General features: G+C 49.1%; 15 protein-coding genes. 3 read left to right on the top strand and 12 right to left on the bottom strand.

Annotated features, from left to right (window positions below; translation table 11 throughout):
- Positions 1–34: 34 nt before the first annotated feature.
- Genes E1757_RS09130 through E1757_RS09115 form a run of 4 tightly spaced genes read right to left on the bottom strand, consistent with a single transcriptional unit; the run spans position 35 to position 4,676 of the window.
- Positions 35–655, bottom strand: a complete 621-nt coding sequence (locus E1757_RS09130) for a metallophosphoesterase (RefSeq protein WP_133226979.1) — start codon at positions 653–655, stop codon at positions 35–37.
- A 14-nt stretch (positions 656–669) separates the two neighbouring features.
- Positions 670–1,779: an ABC transporter ATP-binding protein gene (locus E1757_RS09125; RefSeq protein ID WP_165972028.1), complete on the bottom strand. Its 1,110-nt coding sequence runs from the start codon at positions 1,777–1,779 to the stop codon at positions 670–672.
- Between the two features lie 10 nt (positions 1,780–1,789).
- Complete coding sequence (locus E1757_RS09120) at positions 1,790–3,583, bottom strand: ABC transporter permease (protein WP_165972027.1); 1,794 nt, start codon at positions 3,581–3,583, stop codon at positions 1,790–1,792.
- Positions 3,564–4,676: an ABC transporter substrate-binding protein gene (locus E1757_RS09115; RefSeq protein WP_133226973.1), complete on the bottom strand. Its 1,113-nt coding sequence runs from the start codon at positions 4,674–4,676 to the stop codon at positions 3,564–3,566. The genes E1757_RS09120 and E1757_RS09115 overlap by 20 nt, the downstream gene beginning before the upstream one ends.
- A 165-nt stretch (positions 4,677–4,841) precedes the next feature.
- On the opposite strand from E1757_RS09115, the gene E1757_RS09110 reads away from it, so the two are divergent.
- Entirely contained in the window at positions 4,842–5,735 is an 894-nt protein-coding gene (locus E1757_RS09110) for a LysR family transcriptional regulator (RefSeq protein WP_133226971.1), read from the top strand.
- Positions 5,736–5,797: 62 nt separating this feature from the next.
- On the opposite strand, the gene E1757_RS09105 is transcribed toward E1757_RS09110, so the two are convergent.
- The gene (locus E1757_RS09105) at positions 5,798–6,706 is read right to left on the bottom strand and encodes an N-acetylneuraminate lyase (RefSeq protein WP_133226969.1); all 909 of its coding nucleotides are present in this window, start codon (positions 6,704–6,706) and stop codon (positions 5,798–5,800) included.
- A gap of 157 nt (positions 6,707–6,863) precedes the next feature.
- Here E1757_RS09105 and E1757_RS09100 point away from each other — a divergent pair, with 157 nt between their 5' ends.
- On the top strand, positions 6,864–7,718 hold the full coding sequence (locus tag E1757_RS09100; protein ID WP_165972026.1) for a helix-turn-helix transcriptional regulator: 855 nt from the start codon (positions 6,864–6,866) through the stop codon (positions 7,716–7,718).
- A 156-nt stretch (positions 7,719–7,874) separates the two neighbouring features.
- Here the strand turns inward: E1757_RS09100 and E1757_RS09095 are convergent, their stop codons facing one another.
- On the bottom strand, positions 7,875–10,247 hold the full coding sequence (locus tag E1757_RS09095) for a hypothetical protein (RefSeq protein ID WP_133226965.1): 2,373 nt from the start codon (positions 10,245–10,247) through the stop codon (positions 7,875–7,877).
- A 251-nt stretch (positions 10,248–10,498) separates the two neighbouring features.
- Entirely contained in the window at positions 10,499–11,269 is a 771-nt protein-coding gene (locus tag E1757_RS09090) for a sugar phosphate isomerase/epimerase family protein (RefSeq protein ID WP_133226963.1), read from the bottom strand.
- 61 nt (positions 11,270–11,330) lie between these two features.
- Between E1757_RS09090 and E1757_RS09085 the strand changes: the two genes are divergently transcribed.
- Entirely contained in the window at positions 11,331–12,191 is an 861-nt protein-coding gene (locus tag E1757_RS09085; RefSeq protein WP_133226961.1) for an AraC family transcriptional regulator, read from the top strand.
- 188 nt (positions 12,192–12,379) lie between these two features.
- Here the strand turns inward: E1757_RS09085 and E1757_RS09080 are convergent, their stop codons facing one another.
- The 5 genes from E1757_RS09080 to E1757_RS09060 all read right to left on the bottom strand — a co-directional run bounded on the left by E1757_RS09080 (position 12,380) and on the right by E1757_RS09060 (position 17,618).
- A complete protein-coding gene (locus E1757_RS09080) occupies positions 12,380–13,102 on the bottom strand; it encodes a nucleoside hydrolase (protein WP_133226959.1) in 723 nt (240 codons plus the stop codon).
- Positions 13,103–13,436: 334 nt separating this feature from the next.
- Complete coding sequence (locus E1757_RS09075) at positions 13,437–14,093, bottom strand: GntR family transcriptional regulator (RefSeq protein WP_133226957.1); 657 nt, start codon at positions 14,091–14,093, stop codon at positions 13,437–13,439.
- A 110-nt stretch (positions 14,094–14,203) separates the two neighbouring features.
- Positions 14,204–15,220, bottom strand: a complete 1,017-nt coding sequence (locus E1757_RS09070; RefSeq protein ID WP_133226955.1) for a Gfo/Idh/MocA family protein — start codon at positions 15,218–15,220, stop codon at positions 14,204–14,206.
- 13 nt (positions 15,221–15,233) lie between these two features.
- A complete protein-coding gene (locus E1757_RS09065) occupies positions 15,234–16,337 on the bottom strand; it encodes an isocitrate/isopropylmalate dehydrogenase family protein (protein WP_133226953.1) in 1,104 nt (367 codons plus the stop codon).
- A gap of 30 nt (positions 16,338–16,367) precedes the next feature.
- Positions 16,368–17,618 carry a glycoside hydrolase family protein gene (locus tag E1757_RS09060; protein ID WP_133226951.1) on the bottom strand — a complete coding sequence of 417 codons (1,251 nt, stop codon included), beginning with the start codon at positions 17,616–17,618 and terminating at the stop codon, positions 16,368–16,370.
- Between the last annotated feature and the right edge of the window lie 17 nt (positions 17,619–17,635).

Raw genomic sequence — 17,635 nt, 5'->3', positions numbered from 1 at the left:
TGCAGAAGCGAGTTCGCTGCGGCTCTTGCAGGAGTTAAAACGAAGTGACCTGCAGATCGGAATAATGACTTTCGCGTGCTGTCGAGCAGGAATAAGCGAGCCTGTTCGTCAAGTCAACCATCGTAAGCCGAAGATGATGCTTCGCCCCCGTATCGATACCGATTTTATGATTGGCAAAATAAACGCTACCCGGTTTGCAGCCCAATCGTTCGGTGGGCGTATGTCCGAACACGACATACGGGTCGGGAACGAATGTATCCGCGTGAAACGGTTGGCGTATTTCCGTCAATGTCTGAACTGGCTGCTGCTCCAGCGGCAGTCCGGGCTGGATTCCGGCATGGACAAACAAATACCGGTCATACCTGATGTAAGGCTTCATCGAACGGATCAGCGGAAGCCACGCTTCCTGCCAGTCCGTCGGGTAGGGCTCGTTCAGCAGGCGGACCTCATGATTCCCGATCACGGCCTCCGCCCCGTCATGAATCAACTCCTGCAGCAGGAGGAGCGTCTGCCTGTTTTCCGACTCCCTGTAGCTTAAAAAATCGCCGAGCAAAAACAATCGATCATTTGCCGGCACATATTCGGCATAATCCAGCAGCAGCTTCAAGCCTCTGCTATGTCCGTGAATATCTGAAATCGCTAAAATGCGCGACATGTGGATCACAACCTCTATCTTTGATGTTCAACAACGTATTTCCCCCGAATGACACGACAGCTGTGAAGAGGGACTGACAGCTCGCAGTATTCTCCGATGGACCTTTCGCTTTGATCCCATGCTTCTATTAGTATTGAAGGAGAAACGGAACCACTCTCTTCGATCTGAACCCGGTACTGCCATTCCGAGCCGTGAAAAGCGCGCTGTCTGATGCGGGCTCTGAACGAAACGCCGCTGGGCCGTGTGCCGCCGTATGAGGCGAACTCGACTGCTCCGGGACGAAACAAAATCGTCACTTTCTCGCCCGGAACCGCGTCTTCGTCCTGTACCTCTACGCGCAATCCGCCGCAATCGACCACGGAAACTCCGCGATCGTATTCCGTTACGGTTCCTTCCAATAAATTGGCAGCCCCCAGAAACGATGCTGCGAATACGGAACGGGGCTGCCGGTACATGTGCACCGGGGATCCGGTCTGCTCGATCCTGCCTTCATTCAACAGCACGATCTCATCCGCCATGCTAAGCGCCTCGTGCTGATCGTGGGTCACATAGACGGACGTGATTCCCGCATCCTGCAGGATCCGCAGCAGGTCCCAGCGCATTTGCTCGCGCAGCCGCGCATCCAGACTCGATAGCGGCTCGTCCATAAGCAGCACTTCCGGACGGGTCGCCATTGCCCTGGCTATGGCGATTCGCTGCTTCTGTCCCCCTGACAGCTGATGCGGGTAATGATCGGGGTAAGCCTGCATCTGGACAAGCTGCAGCACGTCGGCAACCCGTTCCTTAATTTCTTTATCGGCCATTCGCAGCACCTTCAGTCCGAACGCAACATTATCATAAACGCTCATATGGGGCCATAAGGCAAAATCCTGAAACACCATCCCTACGTTGCGAAGTTCCGGTGGCATCGTATAGCCCGGAGCGGAATACAGCTTCCCGCCAATATGGATTTCGCCTTCATCAATGTCCGTCAAGCCTGCCAATATATTCAGGAGCGTTGTTTTCCCGCAGCCTGACGGACCCAAGAGCACCGTGAATTGCCCTTTCTTCACCTGCAAGGAGACATCCTGGAGGATCGACCTGCCGCCAAGACGCTTATGGATTCGCTCAATTTGAATATGCATGGTACCCCTCCTAAAGATGTAGTGTCTGCCGGGTGCGCTCAGCCGTTTGCAGCGGCGCCGTTTCCCGCTTAATCCTATTGTCGGCGGCTTCCTTGCGGCCATCCGGTTTTCGAAGCCACCGATGCGTCAGCAAATAGATCAGTATGAGCACGGCCATGCCTTCTACCGCCATGGCCGAGCCCGCAGGCCAATCGAAGGAATTGAACCGGGCGGCGATGGCAACCGGCAGCGGAGGCTGGCCCGCGGGATACAGCATCGCAGATGCCGGCAGCTCAAAGAAGGTATGGATAAAGGTGAGTACAAAGCTGGACATCACCGTCATCCGAATCAAGGGCAGCACGATGACTCGAAGCACTCTTGTCTTGCGGGCTCCCAGTACTTGAGCCGCGGTCAGCAGGTTGCCTGACAATTGGCTCATCGCGCCCAGCTGAAGACGCACCGAATAAGGCAGGGCCGAAGCCATGTAAGCAAGGGCCAGGCATACCGGGGTACCATAGAGCACCAGATGGAGCGGTATGAGCCATGTCGCGTTCCAGGCGAAGACGAAGCCGGCCGCCAGGACAACACCGGGGATGGCCATCGTGGACAAAATGATCGTATCCATCGCCTTATTGATTTTATTTTGAAAAAAGGTCATTTGAAACGAGATCATCAAGCCCAGGACAAGCGTCGCCGCCGCTACGACTAACGCGTACGCAAGCGAACGCATAATGGCCGCCAGCACTTCGCCGTCCGTGTCCAGCAAAGCCGCATAATGCGCCAGCGTCCAGTTGGAGCCGGCAATCCCGCCGCTCCACGTTTTCCATAAGGACACGGTTAGCGTCGAACCGAACGGCAGAAGAACGGCGAATAGGAGTATGGCATAGCTTGTCCATACCGCTCCCCATGCCGGCCCCTTCGATTCCATAGGCTTCGTATGGGTGGAAACGAGCGTATAGCTGCTTCTCTTCATCCAGCGAAATTGCAGCCAAAGCGCCAGTGCGGTGACGATCAGCACGATGGCGGAAAGCACGGATGCGTCGGGGTAATTGACCGGCGCCTGGTTCAATGCCGTGTAAATCCGATACGTAATAGTCGGAACATGCGAATGCGGCGTGATGGCCGCCGCCATCCCAAAATCGCCGAAGCCTTCCGCAAATGCGATGGACGCTCCCGCCATCCAGGCAGGCGTCAGGAGCGGAAATACAATCCAGGTAAACAGGACCCGTTTATTCGCCCCCAGCATGCGTCCCGCCCTTATATATTCTTCGCCTAATTGGGCGAATGCCTGGCTCATGGACAAATGGACAAACGGGAAATAGCGGAAGCCCATTACCAAAATTAAACCAAACCGGGAAAAAAACCAGTCGGACCAGCCCGCTTGAAGTCCGAATAATTGAACCGCAATTCCTCCATTCTGCATAAAAATGATCCATCCCTGAGCGATCAAATAGGAGGGGGAGAAAAAGAGCAGCCACACGGAAAGCTGCAGACAAGCTTTCACTTTCCCGTCCGACTTCCAGGCCGCGTAAGCGGTCAGCGTGCCTAACAGCGTAGCGACGACGGCGGCGCAAACTCCGGTTATCGCCGAGTTCATAACGGCTATCAGGTTTGTACGGTCGGTGAGTACGGCCGCAATAGACGTAAGTGAAGGCTCCCAGCTCATCTCCATATCGAACAGATGCGGGAAGACGGCTTGAAGCAGCAGGCTTGCCAACGGGTACAAAATCAGAACTGCCATCAGCAGCAGCCCGGGCAAGCTGCCCAGACCTTGAACCGACCACCGGTTAAGCAGCCGCTTCGATTTATTGTACAATGCTGTCATGGAACCACTTCTTGAGCTCATTTTCAGCTTCCGAGCCTTTAATGACATCCACGTTCAACCATTTTACTTCCTGGGTTGGCCGCTGCGGGCTCATCTCTACCCCCTGAATGATAGGAAGATAATAAGAGTCGGCTTCTCCGACCTTCGGATCGACCATTTGCTTCTGCGCTTCCGGCGACAGCACATATTCGACAAACTGCTTGGCGGCATCCATACGCGAAGATTTGGGACTGACCGCAATTGTTCCGTACAGCATCGGGACGCCGGAGGCAGGATACACGATTTCTACCGGGTCGCCCTTCGTTTTGGAGTTCAATATCGCCGTGTCCTGAATCATAATCGCTTTGGTAGCGCCGGTTAAAAGCGACTGCAGCGTATTCGGGTTTTTCGGGAACGTCTTTAATCCGTTTGCTTTCAAATCCTGAAAAAACTGTTTGCCTTTGGCTTCCCCAAGCTGCTGCAGCATGCCGGCGACAAACGGGTATGTCGGCCCGGAAACGCTGGGGTCATTCATGGCGACGGAATTTTTGAACTCCGGCTTTAACAGATCGCTCCAGTCCTTGGGAGCTTGTTCCTTTTTCACTGCGTTCGTGTTATAGGCAATAGCTGCCGCTGCGGTAACATGAGTCGGGAAGAAGGCGCGGTCGGACGGAATCAGTTCTTTTCCGAGCGAGGTGTAATTGGAGACGTTGGCCGGGGACCAATCCTTCAGCAGCAGTCCTTGCTTGTTAAGAGACTGCATCGAGGTCGCGCCGTCGAACCAGGCCACGTCCCAATGCGGGTTATTGCGTTCCGCCTGGATTTTGGCAATCAGATCGCCTGTCGCGATGTGGACGATATTTACTTTAATTTTGGTTTTTTCCTCAAAGCTTTTGGCCAGCGCCTTATCGAAGCTCTCCGCTACGTAAAGCGTAAAATCTTTGGAGGCGCTCTCCGCTGCCGGTTGAGCGGCCTGTGCCTGCGGCGCCGGCGTCGATGCCGTATCCGTTCCCGGCTTGGCTGTAGTGCCGCATCCGGCGATAAGTCCCGTTACCGTCAGCATGCCGGCAAGAACAAGCGAAAGCCTGGGATGCTTCAAAATTGAATTTTTCATTTTTGACGAGCTCCTTTTCGATTACATGTTTTTTTCCTCACATAATCAATATAAAGCCCATAGTTTTTCCCCGTGTAAAATTAGCGTAAATCCCTTGTTAAATAACATTTATAATCATTATAATATTATAGATTTCATCAATAGACAGGATAGAGGAGATTGCCAATGAACCTGCAGCAGCTTCGGGTGTTTGTCTTAACCGTTAACTATAAAAAGCTTACGCTGGTAGCGGAGAAGCTGAAAATATCCCAGCCTACAGTTACGTTTCATTTGAACAAGCTGCAGGAGCAGATAGGAGTTCCGCTGTTTCTTTCCAGCTCCAACCGGTTGATCCGGCTGACGGATGTAGGAGAATCGTTCTATCATTACGCGAAACAAATGATAGGCATGGAAGACGAGATGCTGAATATGGTTGATGAATTCCGCGGGCTGCAAAGAGGGAGAATCGCCATAGGCTCGACGTATACTCCCGCAACCTATATACTGCCTCAATATCTCTCGTTATTTATGGAGCTTCACCCCCATGTGACGATTTCATTGGAGGTCAACATTGCATCGAGATTGCTGGACATGCTGAACAATTTCGAATTGGACGTCGCTATTATGCCGCATTATCGTTGGGAGCATGAGGAAGGGGAATATTTCATTACACCGCTTGCCCGGGACGATCTTATCCTCATCCTCAGTCCCGGTCATCCTCTCGCCGGCATGCGGGAGGTCGGCCTCGATCATTTACGCAAGCTGGCTATCATTATGCATGAAAAAAAATCGGTCAGCCGCGAGCTGATCGATCAATGGTCCGAAGCAAACCGTCTGCAGCTGCAAAGCGTGCTGGAGGTGTCGGCTACGGAAACGATGAAAGAAATGGTCAAGAAACAGCTTGGAGCCGCCATCCTGTCTCAAAAAAGCTGCGAACGGGAAATCGGCAGCGGCGAGCTGATCGCCTTTCCGCTGCCGTCATTTCCGGCCAGCCGCCATATTTATATGGTCCGTAAAAAGGAAAAGCTGCCGACTCCCGCGATTAAAGCGTTTTTGGACTGTATTACAAGGGATGCGTGAGACGAGCGTGCCGCGATTAACCGTTCAACTCCCACGGTCCATTTTATCTGACCGCTTGTCTATCATTTTCGATATGCATTCAGCACTTTGCCGCTCTCATAGTACGCCCGGATCGCGGCGCAGTCATTTTCTTCAAGCTGGGTCAGGGGCTGCCGTACTTTCGGATTGGCAATGACCCCTTGCAAGTACAGCATATATTTCTCATATGGGATCACGTCGAATTTTAACATATGGGCGATGATCTCGTTTGCCGCGCTTTGAATTTGGACAACGGCATTCCAATCTCCACGGCCGATCTTGTCGAACATGTCGGTATACAGGCTGGGCATCATGTTCATAGTGCTGCCGATTGCGCCGTCAGCTCCCATCAGCGCACCGGCGGCATACACCTCGTCATGACCGTTCAAGATCAGGAAATCCGGTCCGCATTTGGCGCGGATTTGCTGCATTTCGAATAAATTCAAAGAGGTGAATTTCACTCCGAGGCATTGCGGATGAAGCGCCATCTCCTCAAAAAATGACATCGTCAGACTCGCACCGGTAGCGCCGGGGAAATGATAGATCAGCATCGGCAAACGAACGGCGTTCATGATTGCTTCATAATGGCTGCGTATTTCGTTCATTCCGACCTTGTAATAAAACGGCACGACGGCCGAAATCGCATCGGCCCCCGCCTGTTCCGCATGGCGGGCAAGCATTATGCTTTCGTCCGTACTGATGCAACCGACATGTGCGACGACTTTCGCCCTCCCGCGATTTGCAGTCAGCACCGTTTCGAGCACCTGCTTTCGCTCCTCGGACGACAAAATAAGCCCTTCTCCTGTGCTTCCGCCGACATAAAAGCCGTGTATGCCGTATTGCAGCTGGTGTTCCACCAGTCCGGTTAACGACGGTAAGTCAAGACTGCCGTCTTCATGCATCGGGGTAACCAGTGCTGTGAATATTCCTTTAAATGAGGCTTTAAGTTCCATGTACTGCTCCTCCTCTACATCAATTAATGGAGATCGTTGACACATCCATTATTATAGATAAAACAAAGGCGGACAGACGTACATTTTTTCAGGAACATATTGCATATTTTCGGTATAATAAAATGAAGAAGTCCGATCACGAATGCGGAGGTATCCGATGGGCGTCTATCCGAGATATTTATGGGAATACCCGAATCGCGACAGCTCATTCCCTTTTTTCATGGAGCGGAAACACCGCTGCTTAGTCCCCGCTTACCGTGGCGACTTCCTCACTCTCATTTTAGTTCTGGATGGAGAAGGAACAGGATGGATTAACGGAGTAGAGCATCCGATGCGGCGCGGCACTGTCACGTTTACGCTGCCATACCAGATTCATGAATATCGCAGCCATACCGAGACTCCTCTAACGATATGGGTGTGCAATTTCGATCTGGGCTTGCTGCTGCCGTCGGGCCACCATGATTGGGGCATGCAGGAGCTGTTGGACGAAGCGGATAACGGTACGCCGTTTTGTCAGCTGGACGAGGAGGCCTTCGGCGAATTGTTTCGCATTTTTGAAAACATGGCATCCGATTACGCAGGGAGCGATCGGTGGCGGAACGTTTCGCTGCGCGCCCTTCTGTTCGAGGCTTTAATTTTATTCGATCGTCATCGCGGGGTTCCGGAGCTTAAAACCATCTCGCCGCGTTCACGAACCTCCGATATATGGAAAGTTATTCATTACGTGCACCAACACTACTCCGAGCCTTTGGCGCTAACGGAATTGGCCGACCGCTTTCACTTCAACGTCACTCATTTAAGCGAAAGGCTTAAGCAAACATTAGGGCAAAATTACATTGATTTCATCCGCGAGCTGCGCATCCGTCACGCCTGCGGATTGCTCGCTTTCACTGAACTGTCGATCTCGGAAATCGCTTTGGAGGTCGGCTTCAACACGTTTTCCAGCTTCTCAAGGAGTTTCAGGGATATTCGCGGCATGAGTCCGAGCAAGTATCGGAAAAAGGTTAAATAGAGTATGTTCAATAGAAGCAAAGCTCAAATAATTATAGGCTTTGCCGCTGACTCGAATCACGGCAAAGCCTACATTTTTTATCCGGGGACTTGGACGCAGCAGCAATGACCCGTCAGACACTCGCTGCATCATCATTAGGACCTCATTCCATCCGAATCAAGGTGTCAGCACCTGCTGGAGTCCGAGCAAGGCCAGGCTATTGGATTCATTGCTGACCCAATTCTCAATGCCGTAGATCGACCAGTCGGCATTCATTTGAAACGTATAGCCGGCTAACGATTTCGGATATCCGTTCAGCGTACCGCTGCCTGCAATATTAGGCAGGAACATGCCTCGCGGATTATCGGATAGCGTCTTCGTATCCACTCTCAGCATTTCCGCTTCAAGATCCGACCACTGGTTGGCAGGAGACAAAACCGCATTGGCTATATGCAAAGTACCCAGCAATGAACCCTGTCTCATTTCTTTGTCCGAGCTGACCTTGCCTCCCGGTTCGCCATCGTAATTGGTTCCAACGTACATTTTACCGTAAAAACCGCCGTTCGTTGTGTCGTGGATAGGTTGAGTTCGAAGCGCATTCAACATCTTCTTCGAGATGTTCATGAAATCATTCTTGATTATTGAGTTTGTTGTGACCGCGGCCGCACGCACAAGCGCATCGATTTCTTCCGAAACCTCGCCGATTTTCGCTTGAGTATCCCATATTTTATTATTACCGTAAGTTGCATCTTTGACGACATAGATACGTGTAAACAAGTTATAGGTATTGCTGAAAGCCTGATTGTATACGGTCATAACCTGGTTATGGCCGGCTGTCACCCATTCCGGATGATTGAAGCGCGTTCCCGCGTCAACCAGCGCCGCCCCGAGCTCGACTTGACGGTCAACCCGATAAGCATCGTCAAGATAGATCGTATTGGAGCCGCAGTCGCAGTTCCCCATATTTTTGTCGTGCTGAACCCCCAGTACTGGATCAATGCTGGTGTACTGCTTTTGAGCCCAATTTACAATGACGTTTTCCCAATAGGCGACATCACTTGGATTATCCGTATAATCACGAAGTCTCAGCAGCACATAATACATCCATCCTTTCGGACTGCTGGTGCTTCCATATTTGGATTTTACCGTCGGGAGAAGACGTGCGATTGCCGTATTCTGTGAAGTATCGCCCGGATGGCGCCATTTGTACCAGTACATATGCTGCAGGGCGCGGATATCATTCTGGCTGTCATGTCTCGTAGCCGAGCCTCGGGCATCACATATACCGCTGCCGGCGCAATTAATCTTGTTCGGGTCGCTCCGGTTCCAGTTAATGTAAATTCCGTTGTTGGCCGGGTCCCATCCGTAGGAATTGATCCCGTCCAAAGTAGTCTTAATAATACCGTCGATAACGGGATCTATCGGTGGCGGCCCTCCTGATGAAGCTTTCACGATGATCATATAAAGGGCTGTGCTTGTATTGCCGTTATCACCCAAAGATACCGTCGTTCCGGTATTGAACGATTTTTTATACAAGCTGTATGTGTTATTTTGATTGTTCTTCACGACTTCGTTCGTATTCGTCCATCCGGACATCCAGGCCGGCTTCGGAGTAATAGAGTCGTTGTGAGCTACATAGACATCGGCAGCCGAATTCACCTTAAAGCTAACCAGCGTTGTCCCTGTAAAAGTTTTGGAATCGTTAGCCGTTCGAATCCAATCGCTCGCGGCCACGCTCGCCGGGACGGCAGTAAGAGCATACGTCCGATCTCCGTATTGCATATCGCCCGCTTGAATATTGGATTGAACTGACCAGTTTGCCGCATTGGCGCTATCATTTACGGTCAGGTTCGCGATGAGATTCGAGCCGGAAGCCGCTTGGTAACCCGGCGTAGCGAGATAACCGTTCATCGTGTTTTCGTTCATCTTGATGCTCGCGCCTGAGCTCATATTGTTAGTATTGATTTTTAACACGATATCGAAATATAATTTGTCCCCCACGCCGAAACTTACGGCCGCGCCTGAAACTGCAGGCAAAGAAATCAACGTACTGCCGCTTCCGATCGTTTGCCCTGCCGCAACCGAATCGACGATCAGCGTATAGTTGCCTGTAGAGCTGCGTTTATAAGCACGAACATGGACGTCGGCAACAACGGTACCCGAGCTTGTTTTAAGATCCTGGCTTGCAGTCCAGTTCCCTGCGACAATTTGCTGGCCTTCCAATGCAGTGTCATTCCAAATAAAGCCGTTTCCGGAAGGAGTGGGTGCGTTGGAGCCGATCGTTCCCGTACCTCCTCTGGACAGCAGCTCTACCCATCCGGTTGAATTATTTACGGTCGTTGCGTAACTGGTCGGATTGCTTGGCTGGGAGGAAGTCAACTGCCGCGCGTTCGGTAACAGAGTGTCATCTGTTTTGGTTCCATATACGGTTAATAGTGTTGCACCCGAAGCGGAAGTTATAAAGAGCAGATTACCTACAAGCATATTGCAAGCTAATAACACGATGAGATGCAGCTTGAACCATGAAGAAAACAGGAACAACTTTCTCATACATTTTTCTCCCTTCATACTAGCGTTTAAGAATCAGCAATGAAGTAGAGTCGTATCAAGTTGCGTGTGTGGTAAAAGCAATTATGCGGGGGGGATGCCGCTTTGTTTCTCTTAGAGGAGACGGGTCACCGCTGCTGCGTCCAAGCAGATTATCCGAATGAGGAAAAAACGAAGGGCCGCAACCGTAACCGTACGTTTTAGCCCTTTCCACGAAATAATGCGGATCGCCTCCTTTCAGATCTGTTAGCGCTCTATCTCAAAGACTGCCTGGCTTCCGCCAGCTTCATCAGGTTGTTCAAGCTGATCTGCAGGCTGTCCATCGGATTTCCGGGACAAACGTCCTGTTCCACCGCGTACCATTCGACTCCGGAAGCTTCACACCAGTCCAATATGGGGGCAAAATCAATAGAGCCTGTTCCTATCTCGGCAAAGGTTTGTCGTTCATCGGTCGTCATATCCTTCAAATGAATAATCGGCATCCGGTTTATGTAAGGCTCAAGAAACAATAAAGGATCGCGGTTCCCTTTTTTCACCCAATAAATATCGATTTCCGCGAGCACCAGATTGTCCGGCGCAGGCTCCAGCATATACTCCAATGCAAGCTTCCCTTCGACTTCGGATTCAAGTTCAAATGCATGATTATGATAGCTGATCCGAAAGCCTTGCGGGGCTAATTTGCGTGCGACTTCATTCAAAAATCGTCTTACCGAACGATAGCCCTCCTCTGTCCGCAGCTCTTTTCCGATTACTTTAAGCACAATATCTTTAGTATCGAACAGCTCCGCCTCTTCAATTACAATATCCAGCTCGTCCTGCAGCCGGTTAAGCGGCACATGAATCCCTGCGGCTTTCAATCCGATTTCTTGCATAACCGAAGCAATTTCCCGCGCCTCATACCCCAAAAGTCCGGAAATCTGTGCTCCAGCCCACCCCATTCGTTTCAATTCTTTTAAAATTTGGGGGAAATCGTCCCGGCACAAATCTCTAACCGTACTTAACTGAGCTGCAAATTTATGTTGCATTGTCATCACTCCCGTATATATTTAGATATAATAGAGACATCCTGGCATCGGGGGTGATACCGTGTATTGGAATCAACCGAATACCATATTGAAATATGATCAATTGACGGTCAAGCATATTCGTAAAGATCATTTTTCCATGGACGATCATTTTCATTCCAGGTATGAGATTACTTACCTGATCGACGGAGAACGGCATTTTTTTATAAAAGACACCACATACACTCTGCAAAAAGGAGATTTGGTCTTTATAGCCCCTGCCGATATTCACCGCAGCTTTGATGCCAATCCAAGCGGGTATGAGAAGATCGAGCTTTACTTCGATCCGAAGTGGATTCACAAAACGGGCGTTATCGCGTCCGATTTTGATGTGGTGTACCCTTTCGATCAGGAAAATCGAATGTTGAGGCTGGCATCCCGGGAACAAGAATACGTTGAATCGTTGCTTTTTAAAATGATGTACGAAATGAAACAGCAGCCTGCCGGTTACAATCATGAAATCACGATGTTGTTAACCCAATTGCTAATGTTCTCGACACGGCAATGCCATCTGCTAACGCATCAGCAGCCGCGAACGCTGCCCGTATCGGACAATATAACGAGGATGATCCGCTATATAAACGAAAATTATACCGAGAAACTGTGCTTGGAACATTTAGCGGCCATGTTTCATTTTAATCCGAGCTATTTAAGCTACCGTTTTAAAGAAGTTACAGGAATTTCGTTTATCGAATACGTGAACAGCGTTCGTGTCAAAGAGGCGCAGAAACTGTTGACAAAATCCAGCTCCCCTGTAACGGATATTGCGCTGCAATGCGGCTTTACAAATTTGACCCATTTTGGCCGAGTGTTTAAATATATAACAGGCATAACACCTTCGGCTTACAGGAGAAAACATTCGATAGATTCACCTCGATTATAGCAATGTACCGAAACAGGAAGATACACATGTTTTTAGCGTTTTTCTACATATATTTAGGTTTTAATTAAAATGCAGCCGTGCGCTTCTACATCCCCGCAGACTTCGCTTTTACTTGTACTGAGGCAACAATCAACCCTATACGAAAAACAAAAAGCCCGTCTGATTGACAGGCTTTTGATTATGGGTATTCATTTCTGCGAACTGCGGTGAAACCTGGTTAACTTTGCAAAGAAATCTTCATGAATAAAACGGGCGTCTATCGTTTCATATACACGTATCGGGCGGTATTGGCCGGTGTGAATATAATTCATATTCGAGTCAAAGAGAGGAGCCGGTTTCCACGTCCATTTGCCGCAATTGGGATACATGATGACTCCGACTGCCGGAGAATCGCCCAGAGAGCGGTATTCATCGGGACTTTTCCGGTTATTATTGAATTCGAGTAACTGCTCGACAAGATATTTGCCGATCTCTCCTAACGGATACACTTTTTCAAATAACTCTACGTAGCTTACTGCCATCAACCTATATACGCTGCTAGGAATTTGCCAAACCTCCAGCTTGGATTTAAAAATGACATTTGCCGCATGGATGTCGTTCGACAGATTGTATTCGGGACCGCCTGACGGATACTCCGCCCCGCCGATCCATATTACCCGAATGTTACGTTCCGCAATCTTCGGTTCAATAAGAAGAGCCGAAGCCATTTCGGTCAGCGGTCCAAAAAAGGCTACATGCAGAGGACGGTCGTCGTCTTTCATCGCTTCTTCAATAATCAATCTTGCGCCCGGAGAATCGACGGCTGTCTCTTCATTCGGCATGGCATAAGCCGCGCCCGCTTCGATACGAACCTGTCCTTCCAGCCCCATCAGCCTAAGAAGCAGCACGGTCTCGTTGTAGCTGTCTTGCATGCTCGTTTTGGATTTGCGTTCGCCGAAATGGGCGGGAATAATACCTTGGAGATCAAAGGAAGGCGTCAGGATCGAATAATTTCCGAATGAGGATATACTTTATAATAATCGATGGGATTGCAATAACGGATGCAACACATATTACGAGAGCTATCCCTTAAGTCCTAAAAAGTGAAAAAGTCCCGTAAGCGTATCGACCGACCGGTCCCAAAACATATAAAATGCCGCCTCCAACACCACTATATTAGTGGGGATGGAAGCGGCATTTTACATGTAAATTCATATCAGAGTGGGGGGTTGAAAATCCAAAAATGACTTTTGGGACAGCCCTTCCTTACCTGTATACTTCAAAGTTTCCTGATTTTAACTTCACAATAGCTTTCTGTATATGAGCTCTCATCAAGGATTCCGCTTGATGACCGTCGCCTTCCTCTAAAGCATCTATTATATCCATATGCTCTTGGTAGGTGTCATTGGGATGAAGGTATAATCCCTGCTGGTGGCTGGTTTGAATAATTCTGCATGACTTGATAGTCCGGATCAATAAAGAATCCTTGGTTGATTGGACAATAATATTATGAAATTTAACGTCGGCCTCGTAATATTCGTGCATCATATTTTGCTCTGACGGCTTGGCTTGTTCAAACATGGCCCTCAAGTAGGCCAAATCAGCTTTTCCTATCTTTCCGGCCACTAATCTGCAAGCTAATCCTTCTAAAGCAGCACGAATTTCAAACACAGAAATCATATCCTCGATAGAAAACTCTTTGACAAGCCAGCCTTTTGGCATTCGTTCAAGTAAACCTTCCATTTCGAGCTCTGCCATTGCTTTTCGTAATGGGGTTCGGCTAACCCCCAGTTGATCGGACAATTGATTTTGAATTAACAGTTCTCCGGATTTAAAGGATTTATTCATGATCATTTCTTTGAGCTTTACATAGACCGCACGGTCTAATGTATCCATTGATTGATCCAAGCTATGACTCGCCACGTTAAAAACACCCGCCTCATCAACTTTCCATGCTGCGCTAATTATAGCATATTCAAGTATGAAAAATCTTCAAAGAGGCCGACTGTTATTGATATGTAAGTTAATGCCTCCTACTTTATGACAATTACAGCATCTTTCTTGGCAGATTCATAGCAAGCGTATACGATGTTTTGCGAAGTAAGGTAGGTCTCGCCATCTGTTTCAAAATCAGCGCCGCTATGTAAGCAATCGATAAAATGCTGTTGCGCTCCTGTCGCGCATCCTCCGTTCCAACCTATTGGAATCTCATATGGATGCTCCGTTTCGACCGATCCCCGCAAAGTAACATATATTTGTCCTGACTCGTTAAGCCGTAATTTACCTTGATCACCTTCAAGCATCATCCATCCGTACGCAGGCGGCCGTACCGTCTCGGTATACACGACCCGATTAGCATCAAATATCCCTGTCATGCCGCTATCGAATGCCAATTGAACAACAACCGCGTCTTCTCCGATGACGGCAGGGTTCCATGTTCTTGTTTGACAATAAACCGAACGAATATCTCCGAATAAATATCTGAAGGTGTCAAGCCAATGAACCCCCGTTTCATAGAGGAGAAGTTTTTCCATATTTTTAAAATAGGGCTGTAACGGATATGGGTGATCGCCATATCCGTCTCCTGTGCGCATTGCAAAGTAAACATGAAATAATGTGCCCAGTACACCTGAAGAAATGATCCGTTTTATTTCTCGGTACCACGCGCTCCATCTCCAATTCTCATTAATCATGACGGGTACATTGCGTTTTTTACAATAACGCACTAACGCCTGGCTCTCTTCCTGTGTTGGAGCTACCGGCTTTTGGCAAAGAACGGGTATGCCTCTATCCGCAGCCAATTTGACATAATGGAAATGGGAATCGGGAGGAGTACATATATCAATAAAGTCCGGTTGTACCCGCTCTGCTATCTCATCAAAACTGTCGCCCGCGAAAGGAACTTCGAATTGGCCGGCCAAACTGCGGGCATCGCCCTTATTCAGACTTACTATTCCGGCAATCTTTGCTCCCTTCACCCTGGACCAAGCATCCATTTGAATTTTGGCGAAATGCCCCGCCCCAATGGTAATTCCCTTCAATATTCTCATCGACTCGGCACCTTTATTTCAATATTTGATGTAGAGACTCTATCACAGCATCTCCAACCTGATTTGTTCCTGCACTTCCGCCAATATCGACGGTCAAACAAACACCTTCATTTAGTACATTAGAGATAGCCTGCTCGATAGACTTGGCGGCCTGCAATAATTCGGCATCGCCATGTCTTTCACCTAACCAATCGAGCATCATAGCCCCTGATAGAATGGTTGCTATCGGGTTAGCTATATTTTTCCCGGCAATCGTTGGAGCCGAACCGTGTGCGGGCTGGAATAAACCGTGGTTATCCCCAATATCCGCAGATGGCGCGAGCCCTAATCCGCCTATTGTTGCAGAAGACAGGTCAGACAAAATGTCCGCAAACATGTTTTCGGCTACCAGAACGTCGTAATTGTGAGGAGACATGACTTGATATAGCGCCATAGCATCGACATAGGCGTAATCTTTGGCTATGTGCGGATATTTTTGCGCAACCTCATCATACACTTTGCGAAAATAAGCATATGAACTTAGCACATTCGCCTTATCTACACAAGTAACCATAGACTTGCCGTCGATCGGCCGCCCGTTTCTCTTTTGAGCTAGCTTAAATGCATATTCAACGATTTTAGTTGTCCCTGTTCTCGTTATAATGATGGTATCCGTGGCCAGCTCGTCACGAACGTTGCAGCCTCCTGCACGCGAAGCATATAAGCCTTCAATGTTCTCGCGCACTACAACGTAATCGATTCCTTTCGATGTATCTCTTAGCGGTCCCGGAACACCTTCAAACAGCTTAACCGGACGAATGCCGGCATACAGGTCCAGGTCGAATCTCAGCCGGAAAATAACGTCGCCGTTAACCTCGCGTCCGTCCGGATGCCTCGCTTCAAACAAACCAATAGCGCCCATAAGGATGGCATCCGCAGCTTTGCAATGGTTAAACGTATCCTCCGGCATGGTAACACCTGTTTTCAAGAACCGTTCCGCCCCGGCGTCAAAAATTTGAAACTCAAATTGAAACGAGCTGTAGTACGTTTGGATATACTTCAATATTTTCAAGGTTTCTATTGTAATTTCATTACCAATACCATCGCCGGGCAGCACGGCAATCTTATACTGTTTCATGTAAGAGCCCTCCGTAATCAAATTCAGTTCTTAATTGGATCGTTCCAATACAGTTCCATCTTTTAGATGAATAACCGCCTTCCATTTGGATGGCCCTGAATCGGCTTGTACGGCATCTTGCAGCCAATTTGACCGGAAATATACGGCGAACGGTTCAACATAACCTGTATAAATGAATATATCGTTTTGATAAAAATCTACATAATCAATTTTCTCCGGATACAAGCTCGCTAACCGGATCCACCGTTTGCCTTCGTACTCCATTTCCGGCTCGCAGCCTTGAAGATAATATTGCTCCTCTTCGGGTATGGCAGGCAATGAAATACCGATCCCTTCCGCCATACGGTAAGCAAAAAATTGATCCTCACCGCGGGTAATCCGCCAATCTGCAGGCGGCTCCTGCTTCGTAATGTTATTGTAGTACCCCCATGAGGTACGGGTACGGAAAGCGACTTCAAGCTGTCCAATAGCTTGGGAATCCTCATTGCATACGACCGGTTTGCCGGGAGCCCATGCCTTTACCTGCCGGATATGATTATAATAATCTTGCCGTGTCAAGCCGTTTCCATGGATCAGAATGACATCGCTTTCCTTACAAACGTCTTCGTTAATAAAGTTACCGGTGCCGCTGCAGCCAACAGGCATCCCTCCGGATTCGGTGCGCGCAATTTCCAGCAAGGCTACCATACCTTCGCCGCTATAAATCAACGGATGCCCGTGGTGTTGAATATTATGCTCGTTGCATACTTCAATAATGACATTGGAATAGCCGCCGTCCTTCAGAAACCGGGATGCTGTTCTGACAGCGTTAAGCACTCCTTTAGCGCCCTCTAAACGTCCCGCTTGACCAGGATAAAAGTAGCTCACAATAACGATCATTCCTATTTCATCCGCCGCCCGGATTAACCGGTCCATTCGGCTGGCGTAAGCGGGATCCAGCGAGGTTCCTTCCGAACCGAAAGGATTGTTGTCGATGGTATTGTTGGCAACCGTGAAGCAAGGTCCTCCTCCCTGAAAGCCGACTGTAAATGCCCGAAGCCCTGCATTATACCACTCCGGCAGCGCTGCGATTAGATCATTTGTGTTACGCTCCGGGTCAAAGCTGCGGCCGAACCGGTTATACCGGCTGCAGTCAGCTTTATCGTCAAATATGCCTTGAATAAACCGCGCATTCATCAGCAGTCCATGGGCCTCGGGACGACTTCCTTCGATTTCGGAATATACAAGCTTACCGTTGATACAGAACTGTTCTCCGCGAATATCCAATACTGTTTTTCCCATAATGACACACTCCTGTT

Origin of the sequence: Paenibacillus piri, assembly GCF_004354045.1 — a bacterium.
GTDB classification, from domain to species: Bacteria; Bacillota; Bacilli; order Paenibacillales; family NBRC-103111; genus Paenibacillus_S; species Paenibacillus_S piri.
Note: the sequence above shows the minus strand (reverse complement) of the source record. Positions and strands in the feature narration are given on the sequence as shown.

Excerpts from the sequence above, each read along its gene's own strand:
- E1757_RS09080 (WP_133226959.1), bottom strand. The coding sequence starts at position 13,102 with ATGCAAGACAGCTACAACGAGACCGTGCTGCTTCTTAGGCTGATGGGG.
- E1757_RS09070 (WP_133226955.1), bottom strand. The coding sequence starts at position 15,220 with ATGAGAATATTGAAGGGAATTACCATTGGGGCGGGGCATTTCGCCAAA.
- E1757_RS09090 (WP_133226963.1), bottom strand. The coding sequence starts at position 11,269 with ATGCAACATAAATTTGCAGCTCAGTTAAGTACGGTTAGAGATTTGTGC.
- E1757_RS09105 (WP_133226969.1), bottom strand. The coding sequence starts at position 6,706 with ATGGAACTTAAAGCCTCATTTAAAGGAATATTCACAGCACTGGTTACC.
- E1757_RS09100 (WP_165972026.1), top strand. The coding sequence starts at position 6,864 with ATGGGCGTCTATCCGAGATATTTATGGGAATACCCGAATCGCGACAGC.
- E1757_RS09120 (WP_165972027.1), bottom strand. The coding sequence starts at position 3,583 with ATGACAGCATTGTACAATAAATCGAAGCGGCTGCTTAACCGGTGGTCG.
- E1757_RS09110 (WP_133226971.1), top strand. The coding sequence starts at position 4,842 with ATGAACCTGCAGCAGCTTCGGGTGTTTGTCTTAACCGTTAACTATAAA.
- E1757_RS09065 (WP_133226953.1), bottom strand. The coding sequence starts at position 16,337 with ATGAAACAGTATAAGATTGCCGTGCTGCCCGGCGATGGTATTGGTAAT.
- E1757_RS09060 (WP_133226951.1), bottom strand. The coding sequence starts at position 17,618 with ATGGGAAAAACAGTATTGGATATTCGCGGAGAACAGTTCTGTATCAAC.
- E1757_RS09115 (WP_133226973.1), bottom strand. The coding sequence starts at position 4,676 with ATGAAAAATTCAATTTTGAAGCATCCCAGGCTTTCGCTTGTTCTTGCC.
- E1757_RS09095 (WP_133226965.1), bottom strand. The coding sequence starts at position 10,247 with ATGAGAAAGTTGTTCCTGTTTTCTTCATGGTTCAAGCTGCATCTCATC.
- E1757_RS09125 (WP_165972028.1), bottom strand. The coding sequence starts at position 1,779 with ATGCATATTCAAATTGAGCGAATCCATAAGCGTCTTGGCGGCAGGTCG.
- E1757_RS09130 (WP_133226979.1), bottom strand. The coding sequence starts at position 655 with ATGTCGCGCATTTTAGCGATTTCAGATATTCACGGACATAGCAGAGGC.